At 63.9% G+C, this 13536-nt stretch carries 17 protein-coding genes; 7 read left to right on the plus strand and 10 right to left on the minus strand.

From position 1 onward, the window contains the following. Window positions 1–31 precede the first annotated feature (31 nt). A complete protein-coding gene (locus ACQ4MS_RS09090; protein WP_431099128.1) occupies window positions 32–352 on the minus strand; it encodes a DMT family transporter in 321 nt (106 codons plus the stop codon). Window positions 353–454: 102 nt separating this feature from the next. Here ACQ4MS_RS09090 and ACQ4MS_RS09095 point away from each other — a divergent pair, with 102 nt between their 5' ends. The 3 genes from ACQ4MS_RS09095 to ACQ4MS_RS09105 all read left to right on the plus strand — a co-directional run bounded on the left by ACQ4MS_RS09095 (window position 455) and on the right by ACQ4MS_RS09105 (window position 2386). Further along, window positions 455–841 carry a winged helix-turn-helix transcriptional regulator gene (locus tag ACQ4MS_RS09095; RefSeq protein WP_431099129.1) on the plus strand — a complete coding sequence of 129 codons (387 nt, stop codon included), beginning with the start codon at window positions 455–457 and terminating at the stop codon, window positions 839–841. 113 nt (window positions 842–954) lie between these two features. Beyond that, window positions 955–1965: a Bug family tripartite tricarboxylate transporter substrate binding protein gene (locus tag ACQ4MS_RS09100; RefSeq protein ID WP_431099130.1), complete on the plus strand. Its 1011-nt coding sequence runs from the start codon at window positions 955–957 to the stop codon at window positions 1963–1965. Window positions 1966–2122: 157 nt separating this feature from the next. After that, window positions 2123–2386, plus strand: a complete 264-nt coding sequence (locus ACQ4MS_RS09105; RefSeq protein WP_431099131.1) for a YkgJ family cysteine cluster protein — start codon at window positions 2123–2125, stop codon at window positions 2384–2386. 2 nt (window positions 2387–2388) lie between these two features. On the opposite strand, the gene ACQ4MS_RS09110 is transcribed toward ACQ4MS_RS09105, so the two are convergent. Beyond that, window positions 2389–3114 (minus strand): Crp/Fnr family transcriptional regulator, encoded by a 726-nt coding sequence (locus tag ACQ4MS_RS09110; protein ID WP_431099132.1) that lies wholly within the window; start codon window positions 3112–3114, stop codon window positions 2389–2391. A 110-nt stretch (window positions 3115–3224) separates the two neighbouring features. Between ACQ4MS_RS09110 and ACQ4MS_RS09115 the strand changes: the two genes are divergently transcribed. Both ACQ4MS_RS09115 and ACQ4MS_RS09120 read left to right on the plus strand, forming a co-directional pair. Continuing rightward, entirely contained in the window at window positions 3225–3995 is a 771-nt protein-coding gene (locus ACQ4MS_RS09115; RefSeq protein ID WP_431099133.1) for a class II aldolase/adducin family protein, read from the plus strand. Further along, window positions 3992–4882 (plus strand): bile acid:sodium symporter family protein, encoded by an 891-nt coding sequence (locus ACQ4MS_RS09120; RefSeq protein WP_431099134.1) that lies wholly within the window; start codon window positions 3992–3994, stop codon window positions 4880–4882. The genes ACQ4MS_RS09115 and ACQ4MS_RS09120 overlap by 4 nt, the downstream gene beginning before the upstream one ends. Before the next feature lie 33 nt (window positions 4883–4915). Here ACQ4MS_RS09120 and ACQ4MS_RS09125 read toward each other — a convergent pair whose 3' ends face one another. The 4 genes from ACQ4MS_RS09125 to ACQ4MS_RS09140 form a co-directional block, all read right to left on the minus strand. After that, a complete protein-coding gene (locus ACQ4MS_RS09125; RefSeq protein WP_431099135.1) occupies window positions 4916–5761 on the minus strand; it encodes a transglutaminase-like domain-containing protein in 846 nt (281 codons plus the stop codon). Between the two features lie 83 nt (window positions 5762–5844). Continuing rightward, on the minus strand, window positions 5845–6159 hold the full coding sequence (locus tag ACQ4MS_RS09130) for a hypothetical protein (protein WP_431099136.1): 315 nt from the start codon (window positions 6157–6159) through the stop codon (window positions 5845–5847). Next, on the minus strand, window positions 6160–6345 hold the full coding sequence (locus ACQ4MS_RS09135) for a DUF1328 family protein (protein WP_431099561.1): 186 nt from the start codon (window positions 6343–6345) through the stop codon (window positions 6160–6162). A gap of 259 nt (window positions 6346–6604) precedes the next feature. Continuing rightward, window positions 6605–8017: an AsmA family protein gene (locus ACQ4MS_RS09140; protein WP_431099137.1), complete on the minus strand. Its 1413-nt coding sequence runs from the start codon at window positions 8015–8017 to the stop codon at window positions 6605–6607. 116 nt (window positions 8018–8133) lie between these two features. Between ACQ4MS_RS09140 and gstA the strand changes: the two genes are divergently transcribed. Together gstA and ACQ4MS_RS09150 are read left to right on the plus strand one after the other, a co-directional pair. Continuing rightward, window positions 8134–8742, plus strand: a complete 609-nt coding sequence (gene gstA / locus ACQ4MS_RS09145; protein ID WP_431099138.1) for a glutathione transferase GstA — start codon at window positions 8134–8136, stop codon at window positions 8740–8742. Window positions 8743–9464: 722 nt separating this feature from the next. Then, complete coding sequence (locus ACQ4MS_RS09150) at window positions 9465–10571, plus strand: alkene reductase (protein WP_431099139.1); 1107 nt, start codon at window positions 9465–9467, stop codon at window positions 10569–10571. A gap of 54 nt (window positions 10572–10625) precedes the next feature. Here the strand turns inward: ACQ4MS_RS09150 and thiE are convergent, their stop codons facing one another. The 4 genes from thiE to thiO all read right to left on the minus strand — a co-directional run bounded on the left by thiE (window position 10626) and on the right by thiO (window position 13520). Beyond that, a complete protein-coding gene (gene thiE, locus ACQ4MS_RS09155; RefSeq protein WP_431099140.1) occupies window positions 10626–11270 on the minus strand; it encodes a thiamine phosphate synthase in 645 nt (214 codons plus the stop codon). A gap of 11 nt (window positions 11271–11281) precedes the next feature. After that, the gene (locus tag ACQ4MS_RS09160) at window positions 11282–12097 is read right to left on the minus strand and encodes a thiazole synthase (RefSeq protein ID WP_431099141.1); all 816 of its coding nucleotides are present in this window, start codon (window positions 12095–12097) and stop codon (window positions 11282–11284) included. 144 nt (window positions 12098–12241) lie between these two features. Next, the gene (thiS, locus tag ACQ4MS_RS09165; RefSeq protein WP_431099142.1) at window positions 12242–12457 is read right to left on the minus strand and encodes a sulfur carrier protein ThiS; all 216 of its coding nucleotides are present in this window, start codon (window positions 12455–12457) and stop codon (window positions 12242–12244) included. A gap of 1 nt (window position 12458) precedes the next feature. Continuing rightward, the gene (gene thiO, locus ACQ4MS_RS09170) at window positions 12459–13520 is read right to left on the minus strand and encodes a glycine oxidase ThiO (RefSeq protein ID WP_431099143.1); all 1062 of its coding nucleotides are present in this window, start codon (window positions 13518–13520) and stop codon (window positions 12459–12461) included. Window positions 13521–13536 lie beyond the last annotated feature (16 nt).

A 13536-nucleotide genomic window follows, 5' to 3' on the forward strand; every position in this document is an offset into this window, starting at 1 on the left:
CCGCACCATGGCATAGCCGCATGGCCATCTCTCAAGCGCCATCCATCAAGCGCAGTCCCACCATCCCGGCCACGATGAAGGCAATGCAAAGCAGGCGCAGCGGCGAGGCGCTCTCGCCCATCCAGACAATGCCGATCAGCGTGACGCCGACCGAGCCGATGCCCGTCCAGATCGCGTAGGCCGTACCCACCGGCAGTGTCTTGACGGCATGCGTCAAAAAGAAAATGCTGGCGCCGGCCGCGGCCACGCCCAGCACACTGGGCCACAGGCGCGTCCAGCCTTCGGAAGATTTGAGGAACAAGGCCATTGCGATTTCGACAATGCTTGCGGCGAGTAAATAGAACCAGGCCATTGGGGGTCTTTCTTGGGAGAGGGTTAAACAGAGTGAAGGATTGAAGAGCCGCCAGCTTAGGTTTACGATTACCCATAGGCAAGTACGCACCTTTCGGTAACCATGACAATTTCTTCCGGCCCCTCCACCGACAGCTCAACTGTGTTTAGCCAGGCCTGCCCATCACGTCAGGCGCTGGAGCTGGTCGCCAGCAAATGGGCCTTGCTCGTGATCCCCGCACTGGCCGGCGGCCCGGTGCGCAACAACGAGTTGATGCGCAAGATCGAAGGCATCTCGCAAAAGATGTTGACGCAAACCCTCAAGGAACTCGTGCGCAACGGCCTGGTGCTGCGCGCCGACCACCAGACCGTGCCGCCGCATGTGGAATACCGGCTCAGCACCTTGGGCGAATCGCTCAGCGAAACGCTGATCCCGCTGGACAACTGGGCCGAGCGAAATCACCAAAGCCTGAAGGCTGCGCGCGAACGGTTTGATGCGTCATTCAGCTAGCGCCGCGGTGCCGGCCGCAGCGCAGGGTTAGCCTCATTAGCGGAATCACGTAGCCAGGTGGCGCACGTACGGTCCTATATTGGTCCCAACAACAACGACAACGGAGACATCCCATGAAACACCTGAATACGCGCCGCGGCGCACTGCAGTTCGGCCTCAAGGCCGGTGGCGCACTGGCTGCGGTGTCTGCCTTTCCGGGGCTGCTCAGCACCGCGCACGCCCAAAGCGGCTGGCCCAGCAAACCCATCCGCCTGCTGGTGCCGTTCGCGCCCGGCGGCAGCTCTGAAATCGTCGCGCGCTCGGCCGCAAACGAGCTCAGCAAAACCCTGGGCCAGACCGTGTTTGTGGAAAACAAGCCCGGCGCCAGCGGCAACATCGCGATGCAGGAATGCGCCTCCTCGACCGACGGCCACACCATCATCCTCGGGCACATCGGCACCATGGCCGTGAATCCTTTCATCTTCGACAAACTTCCCTTCGACACCAACAAGGACTTCAAGCCGATTTCCCTGCTGGCCAAGGTGCCCAGCCTGTATGTGGTGAATGCCAGCGTGCCGGCCAACAACCTCAAGGAGTTCATCGCCCTGGCCAAGGCCAAGCCCGGCCAGCTCAACTACGGCTCGGCCGGCAACGGCAGCGCCGGCCACCTGGCGTTTGAATACCTGAAGATGGCCACCGGCATCTTTGTGCTGCACGTGCCCTACCGCGGCACCGGCCCGCAGCTCACCGACCTGCTGGCCGGCCGGCTTGAGGCCGCCAGCGTGGGCGCACCGGCCATCCTGGGCCACATCAAGTCCGGCAAGCTGCGCTGCATTGCCACCGGCACCAAAGAACGCCTGCCCCAGTTGCCCGATGTGCCCACCGTGGCCGAAAGCGGTTACCCCGGTTTTGAGATGACGCAGTGGTACGGCCTCAATGCCCCGTCCAATATGCCGCAGGCCAACATCGACCGCATTGCCGAAGCCTGCAACAAGGCCATGCGCAACCCACAGGCGACCGAACGCCTGCGCGGCGACACGGCCCTGCCCGTGGGTGACACGCCCGCGCAGTACGCCGCGTTCATCAAGACCGAGCAGTCGCGCTGGAAGGAAGTGGCGGCGCGCGCGAAGATCAAACCGGACTAATGCGCTGGCCACGGCCACGCAGGAACGACAATACAGGCCACTGCCCAAGCCCGGCCCACAGCGCGAAGACGCGTTCAACACGTTTTTTGAGTATCAAATCGGGCTTTTGCCCAATAAAACGGGCGCAAGCAGCTATAAATTTCATAGCGCCCATACCATGAACTGCCGACCCGGTTGCGGCGCCTGCTGCATCGCCCCCTCCATCAGCTCCGCCATTCCCGGCATGCCGAACGGCAAGCCGGCCGGCGTACGCTGCGTGCAGCTCGACGACGCCAACCGCTGCCTGATCTTCGGCCGCCCCGAAAGGCCTGCCGTCTGCGGCCAGCTCATGCCGTCCAGCGAGATGTGCGGCGCAGACGGAGGCAGTGCGATGGTCTGGTTGACCCGCCTGGAAAGCGATACACGGCCGGGCCTGCACTGACGTTAAAGCCGCTCCTGGCGCGACACATTTCCCAAGGCCTCCAGCCGCGCGGCCGATACGATTTCAATGCAGCGGTAATGCAGCGCGATGGCGCCCTGCTGCACCATGGCCTTGAGCTCCACGGACAGCGTTTGCCGGCTGATGCCCAGCATCATCGCCAGAGCCTCCTGCGACACCGGCACCACCGGCCGCGCCCTGGGCGCCAGCGTGGCGTCGCCGCGCGCCAGCAGAAGCAGGCGGCGCGCCACGCGGGCACGGGTTGAGCGTAGCGCTGCGTCCTCCACCATGCCGTAGAGCGAGCGCACGCGCGCCGCCAGCAGCCCCGCGATCGCCCGTGCAAACGGCGCGCCCTCCATCAGCGCAGCGAAAGCCGTTTGCGGCACCACCAGCACTTCCACCGCCGACTGCGCCGTGGCGTCATGCGTGCGCGGCTCGCCGTCCATCAAAGAAATCTCACCAATCCAGTTGCCCGCCTCCAGCACCACCAGAATCGCCTCGCGTCCGTCCTCCCGCAGCGACGAAATCTTCAGCAAGCCGTCCAGCAAGCCATAAAACCCGCCCGGCGCATCGCCTTGGCGAAACAGCATCTCGCCGGGCCGCAGGCGCAACACCTCGGCGGACGCCAGCAGTGCCTGCCGGTTGGCCAGCGGCAGCGCGCCAAACCACGGGTTGGCCGACATGCGGGCCATCATGGAAAGCGGCGAAGGTGTCGCGGCGACGATAGGCATGCGGTCAATTGTCAAATTTTTGACAGTTCCCCGTCAAGCACCCACGTATCGTGGCAGTTCGTGCCGCAAGAAGCACCCATGTCGATTCGTACAAACCACGGAGACAACAAATGCATATCCCTTCCCTCAAAGAAGTCGTCAGCGCCGAAGAATGGCAGTTGCGCTGCGACCTCGCCGCCTGTTACCGCCTTGTCGCCTTCTATGGCTGGAGCGACCTGGTCTTCACCCACATCAGCGCCAAGCTGCCCGAGTCGGTCTCTGGCGCCGGCAACCACCACTTCCTGATCAACCCCTACGGCCTGATGTTCGACGAGATCACGGCCTCGAGTCTGGTCAAGGTCGACGGACAGTGCAACAAGGTGATCGACTCCCCGTTCCCGGTGAACCCCGCCGGCTTTGTCATCCACAGCGCGGTACATGAGGCACGCGCCGACGCCGGCTGCGTGCTGCACACCCACACACGCGCCGGCGTGGCCGTCAGCGCGCAGAAGTGCGGCGTGCTGCCCATCAGCCAGCAGTCCACTTTTGTGCTGGCGTCGCTGGCGTACCACGAGTACGAAGGCGTGGCTTTCCGCGAGGACGAAAAGCCGCGCCTGCAGGCCGACCTTGGCAACGCCAATTTCCTGATGCTGCGCAACCACGGCCTGCTGGTCGTCGGCAAAACGATTCCCGACGCCTTCCTCAGCATGTACACCTTTGAAAACACCTGCCGCATCCAGCTCGACGCACAAGCCGGCGGCGAGCTCACGCAGGTGAACCCGCTCATCGTCAAGGGCGTGGCCGAAGCCATGCGCGTGCAGACCGGCGGCTTGGGTGGGGCATTTGTCTGGCCTTCACTCATCCGCAAGCTCGACAAACTCGACGAAAGCTACAAATCATGAGCAGCTCTCCCCTTGTTGCACAACTGCTGATCGTTGCGCTCGCGCTGGTGATGCTGGGCCTGGGGCTGACGCTCAAGGTCGAAGATTTCACGCGCCTGCTCAAGTACCCCAAGGCCGTGGTGGTGGCGCTGGTGCTGCAGGTCATCGTGCTGCCCATCGCCTGCTACGCCATCATCGTGTTGCTCAATGTGCCACCCATCTTTGCGGTGGGGTTGATGCTGCTGGCGGCCTCGCCGGGCGGCATTTCGGCCAACCTGTTCAGCCACCTTTTCGGCGGCAATGTGGCCATGAACATCTCGCTCACGGCCATCAACACCCTGCTGTCCATCGTCACCATGCCGGTGATCGCCAACTGGGCCATCAACACCTTCGCCAAAACCGGGCAAGTCGTGCCGCTGCAGTTCGGCAAGGTGGTGGAAGTGATCGTCATCGTGCTGGTGCCGGTGGCCATCGGCATGTGGCTGCGCACTGTAAAGCCCGGCTGGGCCGCGCGCAGCGAGAACCCGACCAAGGTCTTCAGCATCATCGTGCTGGTCGTCGTGGCAGTGGGTGCGGTCGTCAAGGAATGGCAGGCGCTCAGCGGCGGTTTTGCGGCTATCGGCCCGGCCGTGCTGGCCTTTAACCTGGTGAGCTTGCTGGCGGGGTATTACGTCGCACGCGCTACGGGGCTGGACAAACCGATTTCCACCGCCATCAGCTATGAGATCGGCATTCATAACGCCACGCTGGCCATCTTCATCGCGCTTGCCGTACTGAACAACTTCCAGCTGGCCCTGCCCGCGGCGATTTATTCGTTCAGCATGTACGTGACCGCCACACTGTTTGGACTGCTGGTGCTGCGGCGGCACGTTGCGCCCACGCCAGCCGGCACAACAGCGGAGCCCTGAAGCAAGCGACCGCAGGCCCCGCGCGCCCAGTCTTTAGACCGTGACAACGGTCAGCGCGGGAGAATGCACGCCCGTCGAAACAGCGGGGCGTACGTCCTCTTCGGTGATCGTCAGTTCCTTGCGCAGCATCTGAACGCCGCCAAAAATGGTGGCAAACGCCACGTCCTTGGCATCGCGGCCCGTGCCCACCCGCACCAGCCGGTCAACAGGCGCCATGCGTGTCGGGTCAAAAATGACCCATCGGCCCTCCAGCCAGGCTTCAAACACCGCATGGAAGTCCTGCGGCGGTTCGTCAAAATGCACATACCCCACGACCAGGCGCGCGGGAATGTTCAAGGCCCGGCACAGCGTGATGCCCAAGTGTGCAAAGTCGCGGCAGACACCCGCGCGCTGCACAAACACCTCCTGCGCGGTGGTCGTGGAATTGCTGAAGCCAGGCAGGTAGCCAATAGAGTCATGGATCCAGCTTTCGATGGCACGCACCCTGCCTATCCCCGGCGGCAGATGGCCAAACAGCTGCAGCGCAGCCCGGCTCATGACATCGGATTCGCAGTAGCGGCTGGGCATCAGGTAGCGCAGCACATCGTCCGGCACCGCCGTCACGGGGGTCTCATCCAGGTGCAACGGTACAGGCGGTGGTTTCAGGGCCACGCGTGCGTGGTAGTTCACTGACAGCACGCCTTTGGGCGCGTCCAGCCGGATAAAACGGTTGCCGCTCCGATCATCCGAGAAAGTGCGAACCTTCATGCTGGGCGTGATGGTCAACCGCTCCTCCTGCACATGGTGGCCTTCGTAAAAGGCCGTCTCGATGTGAAACAGGAAATGGGCCGGGCTGCTGACCTCGTACTCGAGCAGCAAATCAACAAGGGTAGTGTGCATAAACCTGAACCGGTGGAAAAAAGGGGAAGTGCGCAAGGCGCGGCAGTTGCACCATGGCAAGCGCCTGCAAGTCACACACCAGCTCAGAGCCGCGTGCGATGGGTGACATCGCGGTTCTCGGGTGGCGCGAACCAGTTCTGGCACGTCACAAACACAATCCGCGCAGCGCGCTCCAGCACATCGGCAGAAGGCGCCGCGGGACGGCGCGCGCGCAGGCGGTTAATCAGCAAAAACTCGGCGATGCTGGCTTGAAGGTTCAACTGCCGCCTGGGCGCGGTGGGCGCGCCCGGCGCAGGAAGCCGCGCGCTTTCGCTGCGCGATTGCAGCCACGGCTGAAACAGCCGTTTCCGAAACCGTGCAGCCAGCGTGGGTGGTACTGAGTCGGCGCGCGCAGTCATTTATTTGAGCGCTTTCCTTGCAGCGCCAACACCCAGCGCGGCCAACACGACAAAGATGACCGCCAGGATCAGGAACAGGCCGAACAGGATTTTGGCAATACCGGCAGCACCCGCTGCAACTCCGCCAAAACCGAGGGCACCCGCAATCAGCGAAATCACCGCAAAAATAATCGCGTACTTGAGCATCATGGCCTCCAAAGAACGGGCCTCTTGCGCGAGATGGCGCAGGATGAGGCTTACGCATCGCCACAGACATCGCCCACAAAGTGAGCGAAGCCCATGGCCCGTCCATCCATACTAAAAGCCAGGCCGATTTTTCCGAATCAGCAGCGCCCGCATGCCCCTGTAGGACAAAACCCGGCCGATTGGGGTGCGCTATTGTTTCAGGAGCGCGTCACGCGCATTCACCAAGGCCGGACTCAGCTGCGGCCCCGGATATGCCCGTTTACTTACCGAAAAGGCCGCGCAGACTGTTGCCCACCTTTTCACCCACGTTGGCGCCTGCGCCGGTGCCCACACCCGGCATCAGGGCGGTGCCAATGGCAGCGCCCAGCAGCGCCGAGCGTGACAGCGTGACTTCGGGGTTGTCCAGCGTTCCACCCACGATCAGCGGCACGCCCACGGCGCCGCCGATGGCATTGCCGATCTTGCTGTCGCCGGCCAGCGTCACGCTGACCTGCCCGCTCAATACCTTCGCCGGCGAAATCGCCACATTGCCGGTGGCACTCAAAGCGCCGGAAGTGGCCACCAGATTGGTCAGCTGAGCCGACCGCCCCTGGGTGCTGACCTGGCCGGCCAGGGTATCGAGCGGAGTCTGGCCACCACGGCTCAGGCCCACCGTCTTGACTGCCTTGGCCAGGTCGATCCCGTCCACCACCGCATTGCGGACCGTGAAGGTGGTCTGGCTTTGCAGGGCATCCACCAGCGCCGATGTAGTGGCCGCGCGGGCATTCAGCGTCGTAGCGGCTTCGAGCTGGCCGGTCAGGGCCTTGCCGGGCGCCGTCAGCGCTGCCACTTCGACGCCGCTGGTTTTCAGCTGGCCCTGAAGCACCAGCTCTTCGGCCGACCTTGCCGGGAGCGCTTTGGAGGGCGGTGCTTTGGCGCCCGGTTTGGCGGCTGGGGCGGCCGCCGGCACAAAACCACGCTGCAGGCCCAGCCGTCCCTCGACCTTGCCACCGCCCACATTCACGAGCAAGTCCCATTGCGCGGCACCGCTGGCCGCACCAGCTTGTGCCTCCACACGTTGGAGCGTTGCTTCAAGCCCCTGGAGGTTGCCCTCCACCAGCTTGACCGTCGCGTTGTCCGGAAAGCCGTCCTCGCCCAGTTGCGCCACGCCCTTGACCGTGGTCCGCGCGCCGGTGGCGTTCACCCAGGTGACATCTTCCAGCACCGTCCGGCGCGGCAACCAGCCAAGCCGGCTCATCTCGGGCCCCTCGTTTGCGGCGGGCACCGGCGCTCCTGGCTTCACGGGCACGGCCTGTTTTTTCTTTTGCAGCAGCAACAGCAGCGCATCAATGCCCTGCTGGGGCAACACCGCCCGGCGCACCAGCAAGGTGGCGACCTCCAGGCGTCCCAACAACAGCGGGCGCCATTCCGGCCGTACTTCCACCCGCTCCACTGTGAGCGGGGGCTTGCTTTGCACCGAAATGCCGCTCAGCGCCACAGCCGGCAGGGGCCAGATGTCCACCGCCACGCGATCCAGCGCCACGGGAGCGCCCAGTGCCGCCGACGCTTCCCGCTCAACGCGCAGCCTGAAGTCCTCCGTGCTGACCCAACGGTGCAGGGTATAAGCCACCACGGCCAGAAGCACCACCAGGCCGAGGGCCAGGAACACCAGCCATTTGAAAAGTTTTGCCATGCGGCTATTGTGGCGCGCTCCCGCAGCAAAAGTCCGCCGATCCGGCTAGCATCGGGGACTGTGCGACATTCCCGCCACACTCCCGCTACACCCGCACCTACAAAGGACGAGAGACCATGAAGCTTTATTACTCCCCCGGCGCCTGCTCACTGTCACCCCACATCACCTTGCATGAGTCCGGCCTGAAGTTCGAGCATGTGCTGGCGCCCACCAAAACCCACCAGCTGGAAGACGGCACCGACTACTACACCATCAACCCCCTGGGTTATGTGCCCCTCCTCGAGCTGGATGACGGCACCCGCATCGCCGAAGGCCCGGCCATCGTGCAGTACATCGCCGACCAGGTGCCCGGGAAACAACTCGCGCCGGCCAACGGCACGCTGGAACGCTACAAAATGCAGTCGTGGCTGACCTTCATCGGCATGGAGCTCCACAGAAACTTCACCCCGCTCTTCAATGCCGCCACGCCGGCAGACTACAAGGTCACCGCCATCGACAAACTGATGTCGCGCCTGAAGTGGGTGGACGGCCAGCTCGCCGGCAAGCAATACCTGATGGGCGATACCTTCAGTGTGGCGGACCCTTATCTGTTCGTTGTGACCAACTGGGCGCCACGGGTTGGGGTGGACATCACGGGGTTTGCGAACCTTGCCAGCTTCCGCGAGCGGGTGGGGGCTCGGCCTGCTGTGCAGGCGGCTATGAAGCATGAGGGGTTGCTGAAATAACGGGGCATCACGGACGCTGATGTTGAGTTGCGTTCCGGGGCCGGGGGTTGCCCCGGCATGCAACTCACTTTCTTTTGCTTCGCCAAAAGAAAGTAAGCAAAGAAAAGGCGACCCTGCTGTCTGCGTCCCTTGCGCTTCGCTTCAGGGAAACCTGCGGTGCTCGGTCCAGCCGGGGTCAAAAACAACTCGCCTTCGGCTCAGACAAGTTTTTGCCCTGATCCGTCTGGCCCTCCGCTCCTCGCGCATACAGAAGGGGTGGGGGAAGGAATACCAATACCGAACACCTGAAGAAACAAGGACACGCCATAGCGTGTCCTTGTTGGTATTGGGTGTTGGTTTTCTTGTCTTCGGACTTCCCCCGTCCTGGCTGGGCCGAGGAGCGCAGAGGCAAGCGGATCAGGGATCGCGATTGTCTGAGCCGAAGGCGAGTTCGAGCGAGACCCCGCTTGCCTCGAGCACCGCAGGTTGCCCGAAGCGAAGCGCAGGGACCCAGACTGCGGGTCGCCTTTTCTTTGGTGACTTTCTTTTGGCGAAGCAAAAGAAAGTTACTTGCAGCCGGGCAACCCCCGGCCCCGGAACGCAAACCAACATCAGCGTCTGAAACGACCTGGCTCGCTATGTCAAATAACACGAAATCAGCAACCCGTGTTCAGCAAGCCAATCCAAACAGGACCAAACTGACCCTGTTTCCCCTTTACAAAACCAAGAACTCCCAACCAACCATGCCCACCTTATTCGACACCAACAAAGCCGGTGACCTGGCCCTTGCCAACCGCATCGTGATGGCGCCGCTGACGCGCAACCGCTCGCCCAACGCCATCCCGACGGATATCGCCCAGATCTATTACGGCCAACGTGCCAGCGCGGGCCTCCTGATCACGGAAGCCACGGCTGTCAGCCATCAAGGCCAGGGCTATGCCGACGTGCCGGGCCTTTACGGCAGCGAGCAACTCGATGGCTGGAAGAAAGTCACCCATGCCGTGCACGAAAAAGGCGGCAAGATCGTCGTGCAACTCTGGCATGTGGGCCGGGTTTCACATACCAGGCTGCAGCCGGACGGCGGCAAGCCGGTCGCTCCTTCGGCCATCACGGCCAAAACCAAGACGGTCCTGATTGAGGACGGCGTGCCGACCTTCGTCGAAACTTCCGAGCCGCGCGCACTCACCTCCGAAGAAATCCCGGGCATCGTGCATACCTTTGCCGCAGCGGCGCGCAATGCAGTGGAAACCGCCGGCTTTGACGGCGTGGAAATCCACGGTGCCAACGGCTACCTGCTGGACCAGTTCCTGAAGAACGGCAGCAACCAGCGCATCGACGACTACGGCGGCAGCATCCAGAACCGCGCCCGCCTCCTGCTGGAAATCACGCGCGCTGTGACAGACGCCGTGGGCGGTGGCCGCACGGGCATTCGCCTGTCGCCCGTGACTCCCGCCAACGACATGCACGACACGGACCCGCAGCCCTTGTTCGAGTACGTGATCAAACAGCTCGCCACACTCAACCTGGCCTATGTCCATATCATCGAGGGCGCTACCGGCGGCCCGCGTGAAATTGACGACAGGCCGTTCGACTATGCCGCGCTGAAGGCGGCCTACCGCAAAGCCGGCGGCAAGGGCGCGTGGATGGTGAACAACGGTTATGACCAGGCGCTGGCCGAAAAAGCCGTGGCAGACGGCGCCGACCTGGTCGCCTTCGGCAAGCCCTATATCGCGAACCCGGATCTGGTGGAACGGCTGCGTGTGAGCGCGCCGCTCAATATCCCCGACAAGGCCACCTTCTATGGCGGCCGCGAGAAGGGCTACACAGACTATCCGGCGCTATCAAATTAATAGCTGCCTACGCCCATTCAGGCTGCTGAACGGGTGTTTTCATACAAAACTGGTTTAGGCCCGGCTCGGTGCCGCCAGGCGCAAACCGTGCAGTGCGGCCTCCTGCGGGTCCGCAGCCAATGTCACCGCACTCACCACCGCCACGCCATTGACGCCGCACGCCATCACACCGGCGATGCGGTCCAGGGAGATGCCGCCTATCGCCACCACCGGGTAGGGCGAGGCCCTCAGGGCCCAGTCGCGTAGCTGCTCCAGCCCCACCGGCTCATAAGGCATGACCTTGAGCGTCGTCGGGTAGACCGGGCCGATGGCCAGGTACGACGGCTGCACCGCATGCGCGCGCGCCAACTCGGCCGGTGTGTGGGTGCTCAGGCCCAGGCGCACGCCGCCCTTGCGCAGCGCATCCAGGTTGGCCGTGTCCAGGTCTTCCTGGCCCAGGTGCACCCCGTAGGCACCAAAATCCAGCGCCAGCTTCCAGTGGTCGTTGATGAAGACCTGCGCGCCTTTGATGCTGCGCCCTGCTTCAATGGCGGCCTGCACTTCGGCAGAAATTTCCGCCGGCGTGTGGTCCGCCGCCTTGATACGCAGCTGGATCGTGCGCACACCCCAGCCCAACAGGCGCTTGACCCAGGCCGCATCGGGCACCACAGGATAAAAGCCAATAGGTCCAGTGAGCGGCGCAAATGCGGGTGTGTTCATGGAAAGTCCAGTCAGGGCGCGTGCCAAAAGGGAACGCCAACCGTCGGCGTGGAAGCCTGCGCGGCCGCCCGCTCCGGCATGGGTGTCGACTCATATGCGGCGCGGCCGGCGGCCACGCCATCCGCAAACGCCCGCGCCATGCGCACCGGGTCACCGGCCTGCGCCACCGCGGTGTTCAGCAACACGGCATCAAAGCCCAGTTCCATCACGGCTGCGGCATGCGAAGGCCGGCCGATGCCGGCATCCACCACCAGCACCGCATCAGGGAGGCGGCGACGCATGGTCTCCAGCGCATAAGGGTTCAGCGGCCCACGGCCGGTGCCGATGGGCGCGGCCCAAGGCATCACGGCCGCGCAGCCGGCGTCGCGCAAGCGCTGGGCGATCACCAGGTCGTCCGTCGTGTAGGCAAACACGGCAAAGCCGTCTTTGGCCAGCACGGTTGCGGCGTGCAGGGTGGCGTGGGTGTCTGGTTGCAGGGTGTAGTCGTCGCCGATCACTTCCAGCTTGATCCAGCTCGTGCCGAAAATCTCGCGCGCCATCTGCGCCAGCGTGATCGCTTCTTCGGCGCTGTGGCAGCCTGCCGTGTTGGGCAGGATGTGGCAGCCCAGCGCCTGGATGCGCTGCCAGAAACTGTTGCCGCCGCCGCTTTCAGGCTGCAGGCGGCGCAAGCCGACCGTCAGCACCTCGCATCCGCTGGCACGCACCGCATCGCTCATCACCTGCGGCGATGGGTAATGCGAGGTGCCAAGAAAAAACCGGCTGCTCAGCGTGGTGCCGGCAACCGCCCAGGGATTGCCGTGTGCGATGGAGGAATTAACCGAGGTCATGCTTGTCGCCCAAAAATGCAAGTGGGCGCCGCGGAACCGGCTTAGCCGGGCCGCCAGCGCCGCCCCCTGCAAGGGGGAAAGGCGCTACACGCAGTGAGCGTCCGATGGGGGTGTACCAAAATTTACGGCGGGGGTGTTCCACATCTAGCCTCCAGTGATGGGAGTAACGACGTCGATGCGGTCGCCGTTTTGCAACGCACGCTCAGGCCACTGCGGCCGCGGCACAAACCCGTTGTTGATAGCGCAGGCAAAGGCGCTTTTGAAATCGTAGCCCCGTGCCTGCAGCAAAGCCTGCAGGGTCGACGCATCGGTTTCCATGCGTTCACCGTTCAAAGAGATTTGCAATGTTGTCGTCGCCATGTCATTCATTCTCCGTACCCAGGAGTTTATGGACAAGCCCGTCCACCAGCGCGGGCGCACACAGATAACCATGCCGGTACAAGCCATTGATATGCCAGACACCGCCGCGCAGCGCAATCGCCGGGCGGTGGTCGTCCAGCGCAGGCCGCAGCGCAGCCGCCAGGCGCAACACACGGGCTTCGCCAAAAGCCGGGTGCAGGCTGTGCAGCGCGCTGGCCAGCTCCAGCGTCGAGCGCAGCGTCACCGGTCCGCTGTCCTCCGACTCAAGCTCGGTCGCTCCGACGACAAAACGGTGGCCGGGCCGCGGCGCCACATACAGCTGGTAACGCGGGTGCATCAGGCGCACCGGGCGCTGCAACGTCACGCCGGCGCATTCCACCGTGAGCACTTCGCCGCGCACACCGCGCAGCTGCGGCCAGCCTTCCTTGGCACCCACACCGCGCGCATCCACCGCGACATCCACCCCATGGGTTTGCCCAGCGCAGGTGATGCGTCCCTCTTCCACGGCGTTAACAGCCTGGCCCTCGAGCCATGAGCCGCCCAACCTGTCGATTTCCACCGCCAGCGCGGCCATCCACTGGTCATTGGCCAGCTGGCCTTCGCCTTCCAGCATCAGACCGCCACCAAAACGCCCGGCGAGTGCCGGCTCGGCACGGCCCAGCGCAGCGGCATCCAGGGCCTGCACCTGCGCACGTGACGCATCAGGCAGCTTATGCATCAGCAGGCGAGTGAAGTGTTCCAGCGAGCTCTGGTCCGGCGCGTGGGCCACGACCAGCGTGCCTTCGCGGCGGAAATACACCGGCAAGCCTTCAGTGGCCAGCTCCGCAATCCACTGCGGCCACAGCTGCATGGAGCGTTGGCCCAGTGCAAACACGGTCTCGTCCGCCACCGCAAGTTCCGCCAGCGGCGAGAGCATGGCCGCCGCCGTCATCGATGCTGTGGCCAGGTCGTCACGCACCCGCGCATCGAACAGGCTGACACGGCAACCGGCGCGCAGCAGGCGCCAAGCCAGCGTGCGTCCGGCCAGGCCCGCGCCCGCGATGCCGATGTGCAAGGTGCTCATGTCAGGAAAAGCTCCG

This window comes from Polaromonas aquatica (assembly GCF_050626995.1).
In the GTDB taxonomy this organism is placed as follows: Bacteria; Pseudomonadota; Gammaproteobacteria; order Burkholderiales; family Burkholderiaceae_C; genus Polaromonas; species Polaromonas aquatica_A.